Here is a 14486-nt window from a genome sequence, read left to right as displayed (position 1 = left end):
GTCACACCTCCACCTTCGCGACGCGGCGCACCACCACGTACCCGACGGCGAACAGGCCGGTCGCCACCACGAGCACCGCCTGGCCGGCGAGGTTCGTGATCATCACGTCCAGCACGCCGGGGCTGAACGCGTTCATCAGGAGCACCGCGGCGAACCCGAGAAAGATCACCGTGTACCCGGAGAACTGCGCCCCGACCGTCGCGGTCACCACCTCGCGCCGCAGCCTGCGCCGCTCCTCCAGCGTGGCTCCGATCCCGGACAGCGCGGTGACGAGGGCCCCGCCGGTCCGGCCCTGGATGGTCAGCGTCTGCACCAGCACCGAGAGCTCGCGCGACGGGAGCCGCTCGCTCAGCGCCGACAGGGCGTCGCGCAGCGACCTGCCGAGTGCCATCTCGGCGGTGACCTGTGCCATCTCCGACGCCGCCGGCTCCGCGATCTCGTCGGCCGCGAGCTCCAGCGACCGGTGCACCGCGAGCCCGGCCGACGCACCGTTCGCCAGGAGCCGGGCCAGCTCCGGGAGCTGCGCCACGAACCGTTCCACCCGTTGCTTGCGCCGCCGGTCCAGCCAGCTGCGCACCCCGACGACGACGAGCACGGTCGCGAGCACCGCGGTGGCCCAGCCGTAGAGCGGCAGGACGATCACGCCCATGGCGAGCGCCCCGGCCGCCGACCCGGCCAGGAGCATCGACGGCGACCAGGTGGGCAGACCGGACCCGGCGAGCAGGGCGGTCAGGCGCTGCCCCCGGCGGGTGTTCTGCAGCCGCTCGTCGAGGCGGTCGAACAGGCGGCTGCCGGACGACGAGTCGAGGTCCGCGGACTCCACCATCCGTCGCTCGATCTCGGCGTTGTCCGCCAGCGTCGCCACCGTGGCGGCGGCCAGCAGCAGGGTCACGAACAGGCCGGCGGCGATGAGCAGGACGATCATGCGCCCTCACCGCCCCGCGCCTCGGCGGGTTCGAGCACCGGCACCGTCTCCCCGGCGCGCTGCAGCCGTTCCCGCAGCACGGCCGGGACGGGCGAGGGGACGAACCGCCCGGTCACCGTCCGGTCCGGCCCGGTCGGGTCCTTGGCGAAGTGCACCAGCGGTGTCAGCGCGAACTCCTCGCGGCGGTGCGAGGTCACCGCCTGCACCTCGACGACCCGGCGCGACCCGTCCTCCGCCCGTTCCAGGTGCACCACCAGGTCGATGGCCGAGTTGATCTGGTCCCGCAGGGTCGCGGCCGGCAGCTCGATCTCGCTCATCGAGGCCAGGGTCTCCAGCCGGCCCAGCGCGTCCCGTGCCGTGTTGGCGTGCACGGTGGCGATCGACCCGTCGTGACCGGTGTTCATCGCCTGGAGCATGTCCAGGGTCTCGCCGCCACGCACCTCACCGACGATGATCCGGTCGGGCCGCATCCGGAGCGCGTTGCGCACCAGGTCGCGGATCGCCACGGCGCCCCGCCCCTCCACGTTCGCCGGGCGGGACTCCAGCCGCACCACGTGGCCCTGCTGGAGCGAGAGCTCCGCGGCGTCCTCGATGGTGACGATCCGCTCGTGCTCCGGGATCATGCCGGACAGCGCGTTCAGGAACGTGGTCTTGCCCGAGCCGGTGCCCCCTGACACCACGATGTTCAGCCGCGCCCGCACGCAGGCGCCCAGCAGGCTCGCCGTGCCCGGGTCGAGCGTCCCCCGCGCCACGAGCTCACCCATCCGGAACGGCGTGGGGAACCGACGGATGGTCAGCGTCGGACCGTCCAGCGCCAGGGGCGGGATGATGACGTTCACGCGCTCGCCGCTGGGCAGCCGTGCGTCGACCATGGGCGACGACTCGTCCACCCGGCGGTTGACCTGCGAGACGATGCGGTCGATCGTCTGGTAGAGCTGTTCCGTCGACGCGAACCGGGTCGGTACCCGCTCCACCCTGCCGTACCGCTCCACGAACACGTCCCTCGGCCCGTTCACCATGATCTCGGTGACGGACTCGTCCGCCAGCAGCGGCTCCAGCACGCCCAGCCCGAGGGCCTCGTCGGCGATCCGCTGGACCAGCGCGCTGCGCTCGCGCGCCGACAGGACGGGGCCGTCGCTGGACAGGATCCGGGACAGCACCCGTTCCAGCCGGATCCGCCGCTGGGACGGTGAGAGCCGGGCGAGCTCGTCGACGTCGACCTCCTCGAGCAGCCGCTCGCGGTAGGTCCGGGCAAGGTCGCTGTCGTCGTCGTGCCGTTCGTCGACGGCGAGCCGGTCACGCAGGCCCATGTCAGTCCCCAGTCCGTCGTGGTTGCTGTACGGGAAACGCGGCCGTCCGGGTGACCGAGACGTGGGTGAGCTCCAGGCCGGCCAGCCCGAGCGGCGCCGAGACGGTCACCCGCACGCTCGCGCTGCCGCGGTCGACCTCCCCTCGAACGGTCCGCAGGTCGAGCCCGTCCGGCACCTGCCGACGCACCACGGCCTCCCAGTCCCGGCCCTGGCTCAGCGCGCGGGCCCCGTTCCGCGCGGCCTCCTGCGTGATCGACGCCGTCTGGGCCACGGCGATGCCCTGGACCGCCAGGAGGGCCACCAGCACGACGACGAACACCACGCCGACGAGCTCGACGGCCGCCTGGCCCCGCTCGCCCGGATCCTGCTGCCGACGCATCTCAGCGCTCCGTGTAGACCGGTGCCGACGACGACGCGGACAGGTCCAGGCCGGGCACGAGCGTGGACACGGTGACCCGGACGCTCACCTCGTCGGCCAGCACCTCGATGTCCGCGTCGTCGACCTGGCCCCACCCGTCCGGCAGCCGGTCGCGGACGTCCTCCCGGGCCTGCTCGATGACGTCGTCCCGCGGGTTGCCGAACCGGTCGTAGTAGCCCGCCACGCCCACCGTCCGCGCACCCTCCTGGGCTGCGGCCCGGGCTGCCAGCAGGCTCGTGGCCCACCCGATGCCCTGGACGCACAGCAGGAGCACCAGCAGCGTGATCAGGATGACGACCGGCAGCTCGACGGTGGACTGACCGGACTCCGGGTCGGACCGCCTCGCACGTGGGGACCGGCGGGCGGGCCGCCCGTTGCGGTGGGCGGTCCCGGCGACCAGAGCGGCGACCTCGGCCTGTTCGTCGTCCGCCTGCGCGGGGGCGGCGGCTGCGCTGATCGCGGCGATCCCGACCTCGGCCACGGCGGTGTGCACGGGCGTGGGCGTCTCCAGCAGGGTCGCGGTGTTGACGGCCCCGGCGAACGCCGTGCCACCGTCGGGCACCGTGAACGCGATCGGCCGTTCGACGATGCGCTCGGCGAGCTGGGGCGTCACCTCGTCCCGTGAGCTGCGCCGGTTGAGCACGAGCTCCACCGCCGCCGGACGCCGGATCGCCAGCCGGTCCCACTGCGCGATCACCCGGCGGGCGCCGCGCAGGGCGGGCAGGTCCGGCGTGGTGACGAGCAGCACCCGGTCGGCGAACTCGATGACGGTGGCCCGCTGCTCGTCCAGGTGGGCGCCCACGTCGAGCACCGCGAGGTTCGACTCGAAGCGCAGGGCGCTCACGATGGACCGGGCGGCCGCGGGCGTCATGTCCTCGCCGCGCTCGCCGTCGTGGGGCGCGGGCAGCAGCCGCAGGCCGCCGCCCACCTCGTACGTGGTCTCGCGGAGCATGCGTGCCGTGACCTCGCCCTCGACACCCGCGAGGTCGACCACCGATCGCCGCGTGCGCACGCCCGTGTACGCGGCCAGGTCGCCGGCCCCCAGGTCGAAGTCCACGAGGGTGGTGTCACCGCTGCGGTCCGCGCGCGCGAGCAGCAGGGCGAGCACGGAGGTGCCCACGCCACCCTTCGCGCCGGCCACCGCCACCACCTGCCCGCCACGGCCTCCGTTGCGTTCCGCGGCGATCGCGGCCCGTGCCACCGTCGACCACGAGGCCACGGCCTCGAAGCGCGTCAGCACCTCCTCGAGCCCGGCGTTCCGGGCGATCACCGAGCGGGCGCCGACCTCCATCGCCGCGGCCATCGCCGTGTTCATCTCGGAGGGGTTGCGCGCGTCCACGACCATCACGATGCCGATGAGCGGAGCGGCCAGGCCGACGGAGCGGGCCAGCGCGTGGCCGTGGCCGTCGTCGGCGGCCTCGTCGATGACCACGATGCCGACGTCGGGGTGCCGGTCGAGGGCGGTGAGCGTCCCGGCGCCGTCGGGCACGGACGCGGCCAGCTCGAACTGGTCGGACTCGGCGAACACGTGCCCCAGGTGGTCCCGGACCTCGGGGGACGCCGTCGCGAGCAGAACCTTGGTCACCATCGTCAGCCCTGCGCCTTCGCCGGAGGCTTCGGAGCCGTGCCGTCGTAGACGCGCTCCTCGGGGGAGAGGTTCTCCTCGTCGCCCGCGCCGCGCAGGGCGAGGCGCATCTTGACCGAGAACGACTCGACGTACGCGAGCGTCAGCGCGTCGTCCGTGGTCAGCGCGAACGTCACCGGGAGGCCCTGGGTGGTCTCGGAGAGGTCGTCGGGGTTCTCCAGCGTCCGGGGGAGGCCGACCTCCAGGACCAGGGCGTTGGAGACCCACACCCGCGACACGGGCTTCGTGGTCTCGGTGCCGGCCATGGTCGCGATGATGTCCACGTGGTCACCCGGCTCCACCTTGCCCGCCACGCCGGTCTCGGAGTCCACGAGGATGGCGACCTCGCGGAACCCGGGCTGCACGCCCGGCCGCCCGATCAGCATCCCGGACTGCAGCACCGTGCCCTCGTCGTAGTCGGTGGCGGCGACCAGGTTCCGCACGGATCGCGCGTCGTGCACGGCGGTGGCCGACGCCCATCGCTCCGGGACCTGCACCTCGTCCAGCATCTCCGGCTCGATCGGCTCCAGGGCGGTGACCGAGCGGTTGAGCTGGAGCACGGTGGTCATGGGACCGACCTGGGTGCTCACCGTGCGCACGTAGTAGAGGACCCCGACGAAGACGGCGACGGCGAGGACCGAGGTGACGACGAGCAGGAAGACTCCTCGGCGCTGACGTGGGTTCAACTGATGACTCCCTGGTGCTCTGGGTGCTGGTGCTCTGGGTGCTGGTGCTCTGGGTGCTGGTGCTCTGGGTGCTGGTGCTCGGGGTGGTCGGGGAGCTCCGCACGTGGGGTGCGACCGGTGCGGGCGGGACGTGCGGCGATGTCGCAGAAGATGCAGGTCTCGGTCGCGGCCCGACCGCAGACCTCGCAGGCCGACCAGCGGTGGGACGCGGAGGCCGCGCTCGCGACGGCCCAGCTCAGCGGCCCGTCGATGGTCGACGCCTCGAACCAGCGCGCCGCCGGCCACCCGGCGCTCGCGTTCACCAGCTCGGCGTCGGCGGGGCGGGGGAGCAGGTCCATGGCGTCGGGGACCACGGGCCGGGGGGAGCGGGCGACGACGAGCAGGTCGCCCCCGCTCGGGACGCCCAGGCTCTCCCGGAACCGTCCGACGGTGCCCCGGCCGGGGTCCACCACGAACGCCGTGCGGGGCAGCAGGCTGCCCGCGTGCTGCCGGAACGTCGGCGCGGGGCTCTCGAGCGAGGCCACGCTGGACACGATCGCTCTGGTGGTGACGCGGGCCAGGACGACGTCGGCCACGGCGCGGGCGGACGAGGCCGTCAGGCCCCCGGTGACGAGACCCGCGAGCATCACCGCCCAGGCCGTGACCGGCGTATCGACGTGGAGGAGACCGAGCCGCTCGGGACCGAGCACCAGGCGGGCCGACCGGGCGACCTTGCGCCCGGCGTCGTCACGGGTGGCGAGCACGACGTCGCCGTCGGGCAGACCGGCCACGGCGGCGACCACGGCGTCCAACGTTGCATCTGCCCGGCGGACTGCCGCGTGGACACCGTCCGGCGCACCGATCGCGACGACCAGCATGTCGCCCTCCCCTGTCCACGCTCCGACACCACCGCAGATGCCTGCCCACCTGCGCCGGCCGCCATGTGCAGGTTGGCGGCCGTACGCTTCACGGACTGTACAGATCCCGGCACAGAACGTACATAGTTACCGGTCGTTTCATAATCTTCTGAGCGTTTCCCCGTATGTGGCCGCTCAGATGAGCGCGTCTCGCATGCGTCCGGTGGAGTATGTCGTGCCGAAGTTTCGTCGAGAGGAACGTGGCATGACGCAAGTTCGACTCGTGGTCGACGGGCGGGCCGTCGCCCAGGCCGTCGTCGCCGACACCGCTCTGACCAGGGCGAGGGGGCTGCTGTTCCGGCGGGAGCTCCCCGAGGCGCTCCTGCTGCGGCCCTGCTCGTCGGTGCACGGCGCCTGGATGCGCGTACCGCTGGACGTCGCTCTGGTCTCGCGCGACATGCGCGTGCTCGGGGTCCGTGTGCTGCGGCCCTGGGGCATGACGGCGCCGCGCCGCGGCGTCACGCAGGTGCTGGAGGCGCCGGTCGGCAGCTTCGACCGGTGGGGCCTCGAGGTGGGCAGTGAGCTGGAGCTTGCGGAGGCGGCTCCCGGCGCGTGAGCCTGGGTCCCAGGGCCCAAAAATGGTACCAAAGGTACAAAAGACATCCGCCCGTCGCCTCCGGTTCACCGCCCGGACCTAGTTTCCGCGTGTGACCAGTCGACACCGCGAGGCGGGCCAGGCCCTGACGGAGTACGTCGCCGTGACCGGCGTGGTCCTGCTCGTGGTCGCGCTGGTGATCGGCGCGGCCACGCCGGTCGGGGCGACCGTGCAGGAGAAGCTGCTGTGCGCGGTCAGCTCCGTGGGCGACGCAACCGGGGCCGAGGCGTGCACCGACGTCGCGGCCGGCACCGGCGACGAGGACGGCGACGGCGACGACGCCCCGGGCGACGACTACAGCCCGCCGACGGGGCGGTGCGAGGACGACGTCACCTTCGACTTCGTGGACAAGCCCGAGTCGCAGTGGGACACGGCGGTGGTCCAGATCGACTGCGTCTGGTACCCGGGGCCGACCATCTGCTTCTCGGCGAACATGCCCGAGGGGCACCTGGACCGGGCGCGCGAGGACCGGGTGTACCAGGAGGGCGAGATCCAGGACTTCGTGGACTGCGTGCTCGACGGCAGGGGCGGCCCGAAGGACGACCCCAACGACAAGAGCTGCGCGAACGCGATGCCCACCAGCGGCGACATCGACGAGGACGCACCCCCGAAGGTGCAGGTGAGCTGCCGCGAGCTGCCGGTGCCCAAGGGCTGCGAGGCCGAGTGGGCCGCTTACGAGGACGCCGTGGCCGGCAAGGAGCGCGCCGCCCGGTCGGGGGACCTCGCCAACTGCATCTCCGAGAAGTACGCGTCGATGGAGCTGCCGTGCGTGGTGGAGGCTACGGGGCACGTGGACAGCACGAACATCCAGTTCCTGTTCTTCCGCTGGGGTGACAGCAACGGCACGCTCATCGAGAAGCTCGGCGACGGGCGCATCCGCATCCACATCCTCAAGGGCGTGGAGTTCGGCGTGGGCGCCAGCGGCAGCGACGTGGGCGGTACGCCCATCGCCTTCGACATCGCGGGCATCACCGGATACGCCGAGGACTACACCTACGAGTTCACGGACATGCGCAAGGCCCAGGACTGGATCGACTGGTACAAGAAGTACTCCCTGTCGGCGGAGATCGTGAGCTCTCCGCCGACGCACTGCCCGCCACCCCACCTGAGCACCTACTGCCCGCCGCCGCCGGACCACATGCCCGACGTCGGCGACGTGATGGACCTGCAGGACGAGGAGCCCGACCACCACCTCGTCGCGACGTCCACGAGCGACATCAAGAAGGTCAAGCTCAAGGGTGGGCTCAAGTGGGGCAAGGGCGTGGGCCCCGTCGAGCTCAAGGGCATGGTCGACGGCGGCTACGAGGGCGAGATCCAGGTCGAGGACCGGCAGTGGTCGGACGGCTCGATGACCGCCACGTACACGTCCTCCGACATCGGCGGCTTCCTCATCGGGGCGGAGCTGTCCGGCAAGCAGCCCTTCACCAAGAAGAACGACAAGGAGACGAGCTCCGGGAAGGGCAAGGGCAAGGGCCAGGTCGGCATGGAGTGGAAGGGCACCACGAGCACGTCGGTGATCTGGGACAAGGACGGCAAGCTGTCCAAGCTCACGATCGCGATGGACGACCAGGTGATGAAGACGCTCTACAAGGCCGGCATCGACATCGACGTGGTGCTGCCCTACGGCTTCAAGGCGACCGGTGGCTACAGCAAGCAGGAGGAGGAGGGCACGCTCTCGAAGACCGAGCTGATCATCGACTTCAACCAGTACCCGGAGCTGCGCGAGAAGCTCGGCCCGAAGATCGACGAGATCTTCCCCCGCAACGACGACGGCACCCTGAAGAAGGGTGACGTCGAGATCAACGGCGAGGACTCCGAGGGCGGCGAGCTGTACGACGCCGCCCAGGACTACGCCAACGTGCGCGAGCTCAAGTACGACATGGACAAGGTGACCGAGGGCGGCGGGTACGGCCTCAAGTGGGAGGGCCTGGACCTGTTCAAGGTCGACTTCACCTCGGTCGACGAGAACCGCACCCTCTCGGAGTCGTCCTTCGAGGTGACCGACGTGGACGGCAACAAGCAGACGACGTCGCCGGCGCCCCAGTGCCGGGCCAAGGACTTCGAGGCGCCCGACGACTACTACACGACCGAGTTCTCGGCCCCGCCGACCCCGACCTTCCGCGGTGGTTCGAGCTTCGACAACCCGTGACCGAGCTCCCGGCGGCCGTGCCGCGCACTCCCCGCACCCGCCTGCTCCCCGCCGCGGCACCGTTCCCCGGGAGCGTCCGCCCACCCAGAAAGTGCGCTTCTACCCAGCGATTGCGCCCGGATGGCCCCTCGAATCTGGGCACAATCGCTGGGTAGAAGCGCACCTTGTGGACTGGGGGACCAAAACAGCGGGCTCGTCGTGGTGGGCGGTGTCTACCATCTGGCGCATGTCGAACCCGTCGCCCCGTCATCCCGCCGTCGAGAAGGTCACTGCTGCGCTCGCGGAGGCCGGCGCCACCGGCGAGGTCCGTTGGCTCGACGACGCCGCGACCACCGCCGCGCTCGCCGCCGCGCACCTCGGTATCGCGGTGGGGCAGATCGCGAACTCTCTGGTCTTCCTGTTCGACGGGACGCCGACGCTCGTGCTCACCTCCGGCGCCCACCGCGTGGACACGGCGTGGTTGGGTGAGCAGGTCGGGGCGACCATCACCCGCGCCTCGAAGGACCAGGTCAAGGAAGCAACGGGCCAGGTCATCGGCGGCGTCGCGCCGGTGGGCCACCCGGCACCGGTGCCGACCTACGTCGACACGGCGCTCGCCGAGCACGTCGAGGTGTGGGCTGCCGCGGGCCACGCCAAGACCGTCTTCCCGACGACGTTCGCCGAGCTCGTCCGCATCACGGGCGGCACGCCGACACCGGTCACACCCGAGAACTGAGCCTCCGAACGGTCGAGTGTGGAAGCCGGCGGAGCGTGCCGGAGCCTTGAGTGTGGAGGCGCGCATGGTGTGCCGGAGCATTGGGTGTGGAGGCGGGCTTGGTGTGTCGGAGCGTCGAGCGTGGAGGCGGTCTGAGAGTGCTCGAGCATCGGGTCTGGGCGTGCCGGAGGGTGGAGCGGGCAAACGGACCTGGCCCGTAGCCGTGCGGTGTCCGTGGTGTGTGCCGCTGCCGCCCGGGGAAGGTGCCCCGCGCAGGTCGGTCACTCCGTGTAGACAATGTCGACGCAGAGTGACCGACCTGCGCGGGGCACCTTCCCCGGCCGCTCGGCAATGGTGCTCGACGTCCGGTCGCTTCATGTCCGGTCGCTCGGGCTGGTCTCTCGGCCTTCACCCGGCCCTCGCCTGGCCCGTCGCCCGGCCCGTCGCTCGGCCCTCGCCCGGCCCTCGCCTGGCCCGTCGCCCGGCCCGTCGCTCGGCCCTCGCCCGGCCGGTCGCTCGGCCCGCGCCCGGCCCGCGCCTGGCCCGTCGCCCGGTCCGTCGCCCGGTCCGTCGCCTGGCCCGCGCCTGGCCCGTCGCCCGGCCCTCGCCCGGCCCGTCGCTCGGCCCTCGCCTGCCGTCGCCCGGCCCGTCGTTCGGCCCGTCGTTCGGCGTGGGGCCGATCGACATCCGGCGGCGTCCGGCATGGCCTCGGCGCGCTCGCGTGGACGCGCGGTCGTCCGGCCGAGCGCCTCAGCGGATCCCGGTCGCCGTCACCCGGATCGACAGCAGCAGGTTCGTCGCCGTCACGAACAGCACGTTGCGCTTGGCGCCGCCGAAGGTCAGGTTCGAGCAGACCTCGGGCAGCAGCAGCTTGCCGAGCAGGGTGCCGTCCGGGTCGATGCAGTGCAGGCCGTCGTGCGCGGCCGCCCAGATCCGCCCGGCGTCGTCCACCCGGATGCCGTCGAACGTGCCCGCGTCGCACGTGGCCAGCACGTCGCCGCCGGAGAGCGTGAGGTCGGGGGCGACGTCGAAGCGCCGCAGGTGCTTGCGCTCGCTGTCGGTGACGTAGAGGGTGCGTTCGTCGGCGGAGAAGGCGAGGCCGTTGGGCCCCGTGAAGTCGTCGGCGACCCGGGCGACGGTCCCATCGGGGTCGCGGCGGTAGACGTGGCAGCCGTCGATCTCGGGTGTCGCTGCGAAACCCTCGTAGTCGCTCTGGATGCCGTAGGACGGGTCGGTGAACCAGATGCTCCCGTCACTGCGTTCGACCAGGTCGTTGGGGCTGTTGAACCGCCTGCCCTGCCACCGGTCGGCGAGCGTGGTCACCGTCCCGTCCGGCTCGGTGCGCGTGACGGAGCGGCTGCCGTGCTCGCACTGGAGCATGCGGCCGGCCCGGTCGACGGTGCGGCCGTTCGCGTACCCACCCGGGCTCCGCCAGACGCCGACGGCGCCCGTCGCCTCGTCCCAGGAGAGCACCTGGTCGTTCGGGATGTCGCTGAACAGCACCGTCCGCCAGGCGGCCGACCAGGCGGGGCCCTCCAGCCAGCTGCCCTCGTCGTAGTGCACCGTCGCGTACGTGTCGCCGTGGACGGGCGCGAACCGCTCGTCGTGACGTTCCCACCGGGCACGGATCCTGTTGCCGGTCACACCTACCTCCTTCGTGCATGGTGACCATGCGGTTGCTGCCGGTACGGACCCGTTCCTGGCAGCAACCGCATGGTCAAGTGTGGGTTGTCGCCAGGACGGCCTCGGTGGTCGTCACCTCGATCAGCGGGGCGTACAGGCGCATGATCGCCAGGGCGCGCTCGTGGTTCTCCGGCGTCGAGCCCGCGCAGGCGTCCTCGACGACGAGCACGTGGCGGCCGGCGTCGGCGGCGGCGAGCGCCGTCGAGATCACGCAGCAGTCGGTGGCCACGCCCGCCAGCACCAGCTCGCCGGCGTCGCGGGTGGCGGCCGCCAGGTCGGGGCCCCACTTGCCGAACGTGGTGGCGGTGACCACGGGCGCACCCGCTGCCGCGACGTCGCCCAGGTCGGTGATCTCGTACAGCGGGTCGTCGGGTGCGACCAGCGCGAACGGCCACTGGTCGAAGTAGGCGCGCCAGGCGCCGTCGGGCACGGCGGGTGCGACGTACCGCGTGAGCACCGTGCGGCCCGCGAACGCGGGGAGCAGGCGGCGGGTGCCGGCGAGCGCGCGCGGGTAGTCGGGGGAGGCCCACGGGCTGGGCGGCCGGGCGAACACGTCCTGCATGTCGATCACGACCAGCGCGGCATCCGGCCCGCCCGCACCGCCCGCACCGGCCCCGGCACCACCGGGCCCGACGTCGAGCGCCCCGCCGGCACCGCCCCCGCTCGTCATCGCCCCTCCTGACGGCGCACCCGGCGGGCGCTCAGCACGAGCGTCCCGGCGAACCCGACCACCAGGGCGACGAGCACGCCCAGGTTGGCGAACGCCCAGCTCCCCTCGATGCCGCCGAGGGGGCCCAGGAGGTAGCCCTGCCATGCGAGCCACGGCGCGTAGGTGTTGGTCACCAGGCCCCAGCCGACGGCGGTGCCGCCCACGACCAGCAGCACGGCGGCCCAGTTCACGGAGCCGTAGCGGCCGGCCGGGTCGTACAGGTCGGCGTCGGCGTAGTCGCGGCGGCGCAGCAGGATGTCGGCGAGCAGCACGCCGCACCAGGCGGCGACGGGCACGCCGAGCGTGATGAGGAAGCCCTGGAAGGGGCCGATGAAGGAGTCGGCGACGAACACGACGTAGACGGCGCCGAGCACCATCAGGGCGCCGTCGATGGCGGCGGCGACCCAGCGCGGCGCGGGCAGCCCGAGGGACAGCAGGGCCAGCCCGGAGGAGTAGATGTCCAGGGCGGCGCCGCCGATCAGCCCGGCCAGCGCCACCACGGCGAACGGGACGAGGAACCAGGTGGGCAGGAGGGTCGACAGGGCGCCGATGGGGTCGGCGCCGATCGCCTCGTTGAGCACGGGGTCGGAACCGGCGAGCAGCAGGCCGAACACGAGCAGGGCGGCGGGGGCGAGCGAGGCGCCGAACGTGGTCCAGCCGACGATGCCCGGGCCGGACGCGGAGCGCGGGAGGTAGCGCGAGTAGTCGGCGGCCATGTTGACCCAGCCCAGGCCGAAGCCCGTCATCATGAACACGAGCCCGCCGATCACCTGCGGGCTGCCGCCCGCGGGGATCGCGGCGACCGTGGCCCAGTCGACGTGGTCGAGCACCAGGACCACGTAGACGACGGTGAGCACGGCGGTCAGCACGGTGATCACGACCTGCAGCCGCATGACCAGGTCGAAGCCGAAGACGCCGGCGACCACGACGATGCCCGCCACCACCACGAGGGCCACGACCTTGGTGACCGTGCCGCCGCCCCAGCCCAGAGCGCCGAGCACGGTGGAGGTCGCGAGCGTGGCCAGGGCGACCAGGACGGTCTCCCAGCCGACGGTGAGGATCCAGGACAGGAGCGACGGCAGCGCGTTGCCACGGACACCGAACGCGGCCCGGGACAGCACCATGGTGGGCGCCGACCCGCGCCGTCCGGCCAGCGAGATGAACCCGCAGAACAGGAACGACACCACGATGCCGACCACGCCCACCACCACGGCCTGCCAGAACGACACGGCGAACCCGAGCAGGTAGGAGCCGTAGCCGAGGCCCAGCACGGAGACGTTGGCGCCGAACCACGGCCAGAACAGGTTCCGCGGCGAGCCGCGCCGCTCGGACTCGTCGATGGTGTTCAGGGCGTTGGTCTCGACGCTCGTGGGTGAGCTCATGCCGGTGATCCTGCCACCGCCACCGCCCCTGCGGCGAGCGTGCGGCCACCCCTGGGACGCGAAAGGCCCGCACCGGGTGGTGCGGGCCCTTCGGGGTACCTCGGTCGGACGACGGCGGTCAGCCGACGTGGATGAAGACCGGGGCGTCCTGCCAGATCGACGTGTAGCGGACGGTCTCGCCGGGCACCGGGGCCTCGATCTGCATGCCGTCGCCCGCGTAGATGGCGATGTGGCCAGGGGACCAGATCAGGTCACCGGGCTGTGCGGCGTCCGCGGAGACCACGGTGCCGGCGTAGCGCTGCTCCGAGGACGTGCGCGGCAGGTCGATGCCGACCTGCGCGTACACGTACGAGGTGAAGCCGGAGCAGTCGAACCCGGCAGGGGTGGAGCCCGCCCACAGGTACGGCACGCCGAGGTACTGCATGGCGATGTCGACGATGGCGGACCCCGAGGCGGACGCCGGGGCGGCCTCCTCGACGGGCTCCTGGACGGTCTCCGCGACCGGCTCCGCCTCGGCGACGGCCTGCTCCACGACGGGCTCCGGCTCGGGCTCGACGACGGGCTCGGGCTCGGGCTCCGGCTCGGGGGCCGGGGTGACCTTGATGGTGCCGGTCTCGAGCGTGAACTCGCTGTCGGCGGCGACCCGGACCGCGGGAGCGGTGTCGGCCTGCGCCGTCGTGAGCGCGGCGGTGGTCACCTCGGCGGCGGCCGCCTCCGTGCGGGCGGCGTCCTTGCGGGCGGCGTCCTTGACGGCGTCCTTCACGGTCTTGAGCTCGGCCGTGCTGGTGCCCGGGTCGCTCGCGGGGGCGGCGTGGGCGGGCGCGCCGAGCAGGGAGACGAGGAGTCCCGAGCCGGCGGCGACGACCGCGCCACGGCGGGCGGTCGCGGACAGGCCGCGTGCGGCGGCGCGTGAGAACGGTGTCAGCGGTGTGATGGGCGGGTGGGCAGCACGATGCCGCCCGGGCGTGCGTGTGTTCACAACGATTTCTCCCGGCGCCTGCGAGGTGAGCTGTCGGATTCGGATCGGAGAATGACCCGGCCGCGTCGTGCTGGTGCGGCTTCACCCCAAGGGCACCGTCGGTGCCCGTCTTCGTGGTTCCCCCGTCCCTGTCATCTGTTCTCGAGCAGATCTCGCGGCGGTGACAGGGCTCGGCGTCCACCACGAGTGCCCACGGAATTCCCCGCGAGCGGGACCGACCGTAACCCGAGTCGGCCAGAAAGTCACAATCGCGTTACGGTCGAGGGGTCAGTCCTGGTAGCGCTTGACGGTTATATCCGACATGAGATAGGTCACTCCGGGCCGTGGGGGGGGGGGGGGGGGGGGGGGGGGGCCCCCCCCCCCCCCCCCCCCCCCCCCGGGGGCCCCCCCCCCCCCCCCCCCAAGACCCAAATAAAAAAAAAAAAAACAAAAAACC

General features: G+C 72.4%; 13 protein-coding genes and 1 riboswitch. Of the genes, 3 read left to right on the top strand and 10 right to left on the bottom strand.

Going from position 1 to position 14486, the window contains the following annotated elements; translation table 11 throughout:
- Position 1: 1 nt before the first annotated feature.
- Genes ACIBBF_RS03885 through ACIBBF_RS03860 form a run of 6 tightly spaced genes read right to left on the bottom strand, consistent with a single transcriptional unit; the run spans position 2 to position 5820 of the window.
- The gene (locus tag ACIBBF_RS03885) at positions 2 to 925 is read right to left on the bottom strand and encodes a type II secretion system F family protein (RefSeq protein ID WP_397410705.1); all 924 of its coding nucleotides are present in this window, start codon (positions 923 to 925) and stop codon (positions 2 to 4) included.
- Positions 922 to 2235, bottom strand: coding sequence for a CpaF family protein (locus tag ACIBBF_RS03880; RefSeq protein ID WP_397410703.1), 1314 nt, complete (start codon positions 2233 to 2235; stop codon positions 922 to 924). Before ACIBBF_RS03880 ends, ACIBBF_RS03885 begins: the two co-directional genes overlap by 4 nt.
- A gap of 1 nt (position 2236) precedes the next feature.
- The gene (locus ACIBBF_RS03875; RefSeq protein ID WP_397410701.1) at positions 2237 to 2614 is read right to left on the bottom strand and encodes a TadE/TadG family type IV pilus assembly protein; all 378 of its coding nucleotides are present in this window, start codon (positions 2612 to 2614) and stop codon (positions 2237 to 2239) included.
- A gap of 1 nt (position 2615) precedes the next feature.
- Positions 2616 to 4241, bottom strand: coding sequence for a hypothetical protein (locus tag ACIBBF_RS03870; RefSeq protein ID WP_397410699.1), 1626 nt, complete (start codon positions 4239 to 4241; stop codon positions 2616 to 2618).
- A 2-nt stretch (positions 4242 to 4243) separates the two neighbouring features.
- A complete protein-coding gene (cpaB, locus tag ACIBBF_RS03865) occupies positions 4244 to 4963 on the bottom strand; it encodes a Flp pilus assembly protein CpaB (protein ID WP_397410697.1) in 720 nt (239 codons plus the stop codon).
- Entirely contained in the window at positions 4960 to 5820 is an 861-nt protein-coding gene (locus tag ACIBBF_RS03860; protein WP_397410695.1) for a hypothetical protein, read from the bottom strand. The genes cpaB and ACIBBF_RS03860 overlap by 4 nt, the downstream gene beginning before the upstream one ends.
- A 244-nt stretch (positions 5821 to 6064) precedes the next feature.
- Here ACIBBF_RS03860 and ACIBBF_RS03855 point away from each other — a divergent pair, with 244 nt between their 5' ends.
- The 3 genes from ACIBBF_RS03855 (at position 6065) to ACIBBF_RS03845 (ending at position 9318) form a co-directional block, all read left to right on the top strand.
- On the top strand, positions 6065 to 6415 hold the full coding sequence (locus tag ACIBBF_RS03855) for a DUF192 domain-containing protein (protein ID WP_397410693.1): 351 nt from the start codon (positions 6065 to 6067) through the stop codon (positions 6413 to 6415).
- 91 nt (positions 6416 to 6506) lie between these two features.
- Complete coding sequence (locus ACIBBF_RS03850; RefSeq protein ID WP_397410691.1) at positions 6507 to 8603, top strand: hypothetical protein; 2097 nt, start codon at positions 6507 to 6509, stop codon at positions 8601 to 8603.
- 226 nt (positions 8604 to 8829) lie between these two features.
- Entirely contained in the window at positions 8830 to 9318 is a 489-nt protein-coding gene (locus ACIBBF_RS03845; RefSeq protein ID WP_397410689.1) for a YbaK/EbsC family protein, read from the top strand.
- Between the two features lie 729 nt (positions 9319 to 10047).
- Here ACIBBF_RS03845 and ACIBBF_RS03840 read toward each other — a convergent pair.
- The 4 genes from ACIBBF_RS03840 to ACIBBF_RS03825 all read right to left on the bottom strand — a co-directional run bounded on the left by ACIBBF_RS03840 (position 10048) and on the right by ACIBBF_RS03825 (position 14050).
- Positions 10048 to 10941 (bottom strand): SMP-30/gluconolactonase/LRE family protein, encoded by an 894-nt coding sequence (locus ACIBBF_RS03840; protein ID WP_397410687.1) that lies wholly within the window; start codon positions 10939 to 10941, stop codon positions 10048 to 10050.
- Between the two features lie 73 nt (positions 10942 to 11014).
- Positions 11015 to 11650: a cysteine hydrolase family protein gene (locus tag ACIBBF_RS03835; RefSeq protein ID WP_397410685.1), complete on the bottom strand. Its 636-nt coding sequence runs from the start codon at positions 11648 to 11650 to the stop codon at positions 11015 to 11017.
- Positions 11647 to 13071: a purine-cytosine permease family protein gene (locus tag ACIBBF_RS03830; RefSeq protein WP_397410683.1), complete on the bottom strand. Its 1425-nt coding sequence runs from the start codon at positions 13069 to 13071 to the stop codon at positions 11647 to 11649. Before ACIBBF_RS03830 ends, ACIBBF_RS03835 begins: the two co-directional genes overlap by 4 nt.
- Positions 13072 to 13189: 118 nt before the next feature.
- Complete coding sequence (locus ACIBBF_RS03825) at positions 13190 to 14050, bottom strand: C40 family peptidase (RefSeq protein ID WP_397410681.1); 861 nt, start codon at positions 14048 to 14050, stop codon at positions 13190 to 13192.
- A gap of 1 nt (position 14051) precedes the next feature.
- Positions 14052 to 14236: riboswitch (cyclic di-AMP (ydaO/yuaA leader) on the bottom strand.
- Between the last annotated feature and the right edge of the window lie 250 nt (positions 14237 to 14486).

Origin of the sequence: Promicromonospora sp. NPDC050880 (assembly GCF_044456525.1) — a bacterium.
Lineage (GTDB): Bacteria > Actinomycetota > Actinomycetes > Actinomycetales > Cellulomonadaceae > Promicromonospora.
Note: the sequence above shows the minus strand (reverse complement) of the source record. Positions and strands in the feature narration are given on the sequence as shown.

Coding starts and splice junctions, on each gene's coding strand:
- ACIBBF_RS03885 (WP_397410705.1), bottom strand. CDS start 925: ATGATCGTCCTGCTCATCGCCGCCGGCCTGTTCGTGACCCTGCTGCTG.
- ACIBBF_RS03880 (WP_397410703.1), bottom strand. CDS start 2,235: ATGGGCCTGCGTGACCGGCTCGCCGTCGACGAACGGCACGACGACGAC.
- ACIBBF_RS03875 (WP_397410701.1), bottom strand. CDS start 2,614: ATGCGTCGGCAGCAGGATCCGGGCGAGCGGGGCCAGGCGGCCGTCGAG.
- ACIBBF_RS03870 (WP_397410699.1), bottom strand. CDS start 4,241: ATGGTGACCAAGGTTCTGCTCGCGACGGCGTCCCCCGAGGTCCGGGAC.
- ACIBBF_RS03860 (WP_397410695.1), bottom strand. CDS start 5,820: ATGCTGGTCGTCGCGATCGGTGCGCCGGACGGTGTCCACGCGGCAGTC.
- ACIBBF_RS03855 (WP_397410693.1), top strand. CDS start 6,065: ATGACGCAAGTTCGACTCGTGGTCGACGGGCGGGCCGTCGCCCAGGCC.
- ACIBBF_RS03845 (WP_397410689.1), top strand. CDS start 8,830: ATGTCGAACCCGTCGCCCCGTCATCCCGCCGTCGAGAAGGTCACTGCT.
- ACIBBF_RS03835 (WP_397410685.1), bottom strand. CDS start 11,650: ATGACGAGCGGGGGCGGTGCCGGCGGGGCGCTCGACGTCGGGCCCGGT.
- ACIBBF_RS03830 (WP_397410683.1), bottom strand. CDS start 13,071: ATGAGCTCACCCACGAGCGTCGAGACCAACGCCCTGAACACCATCGAC.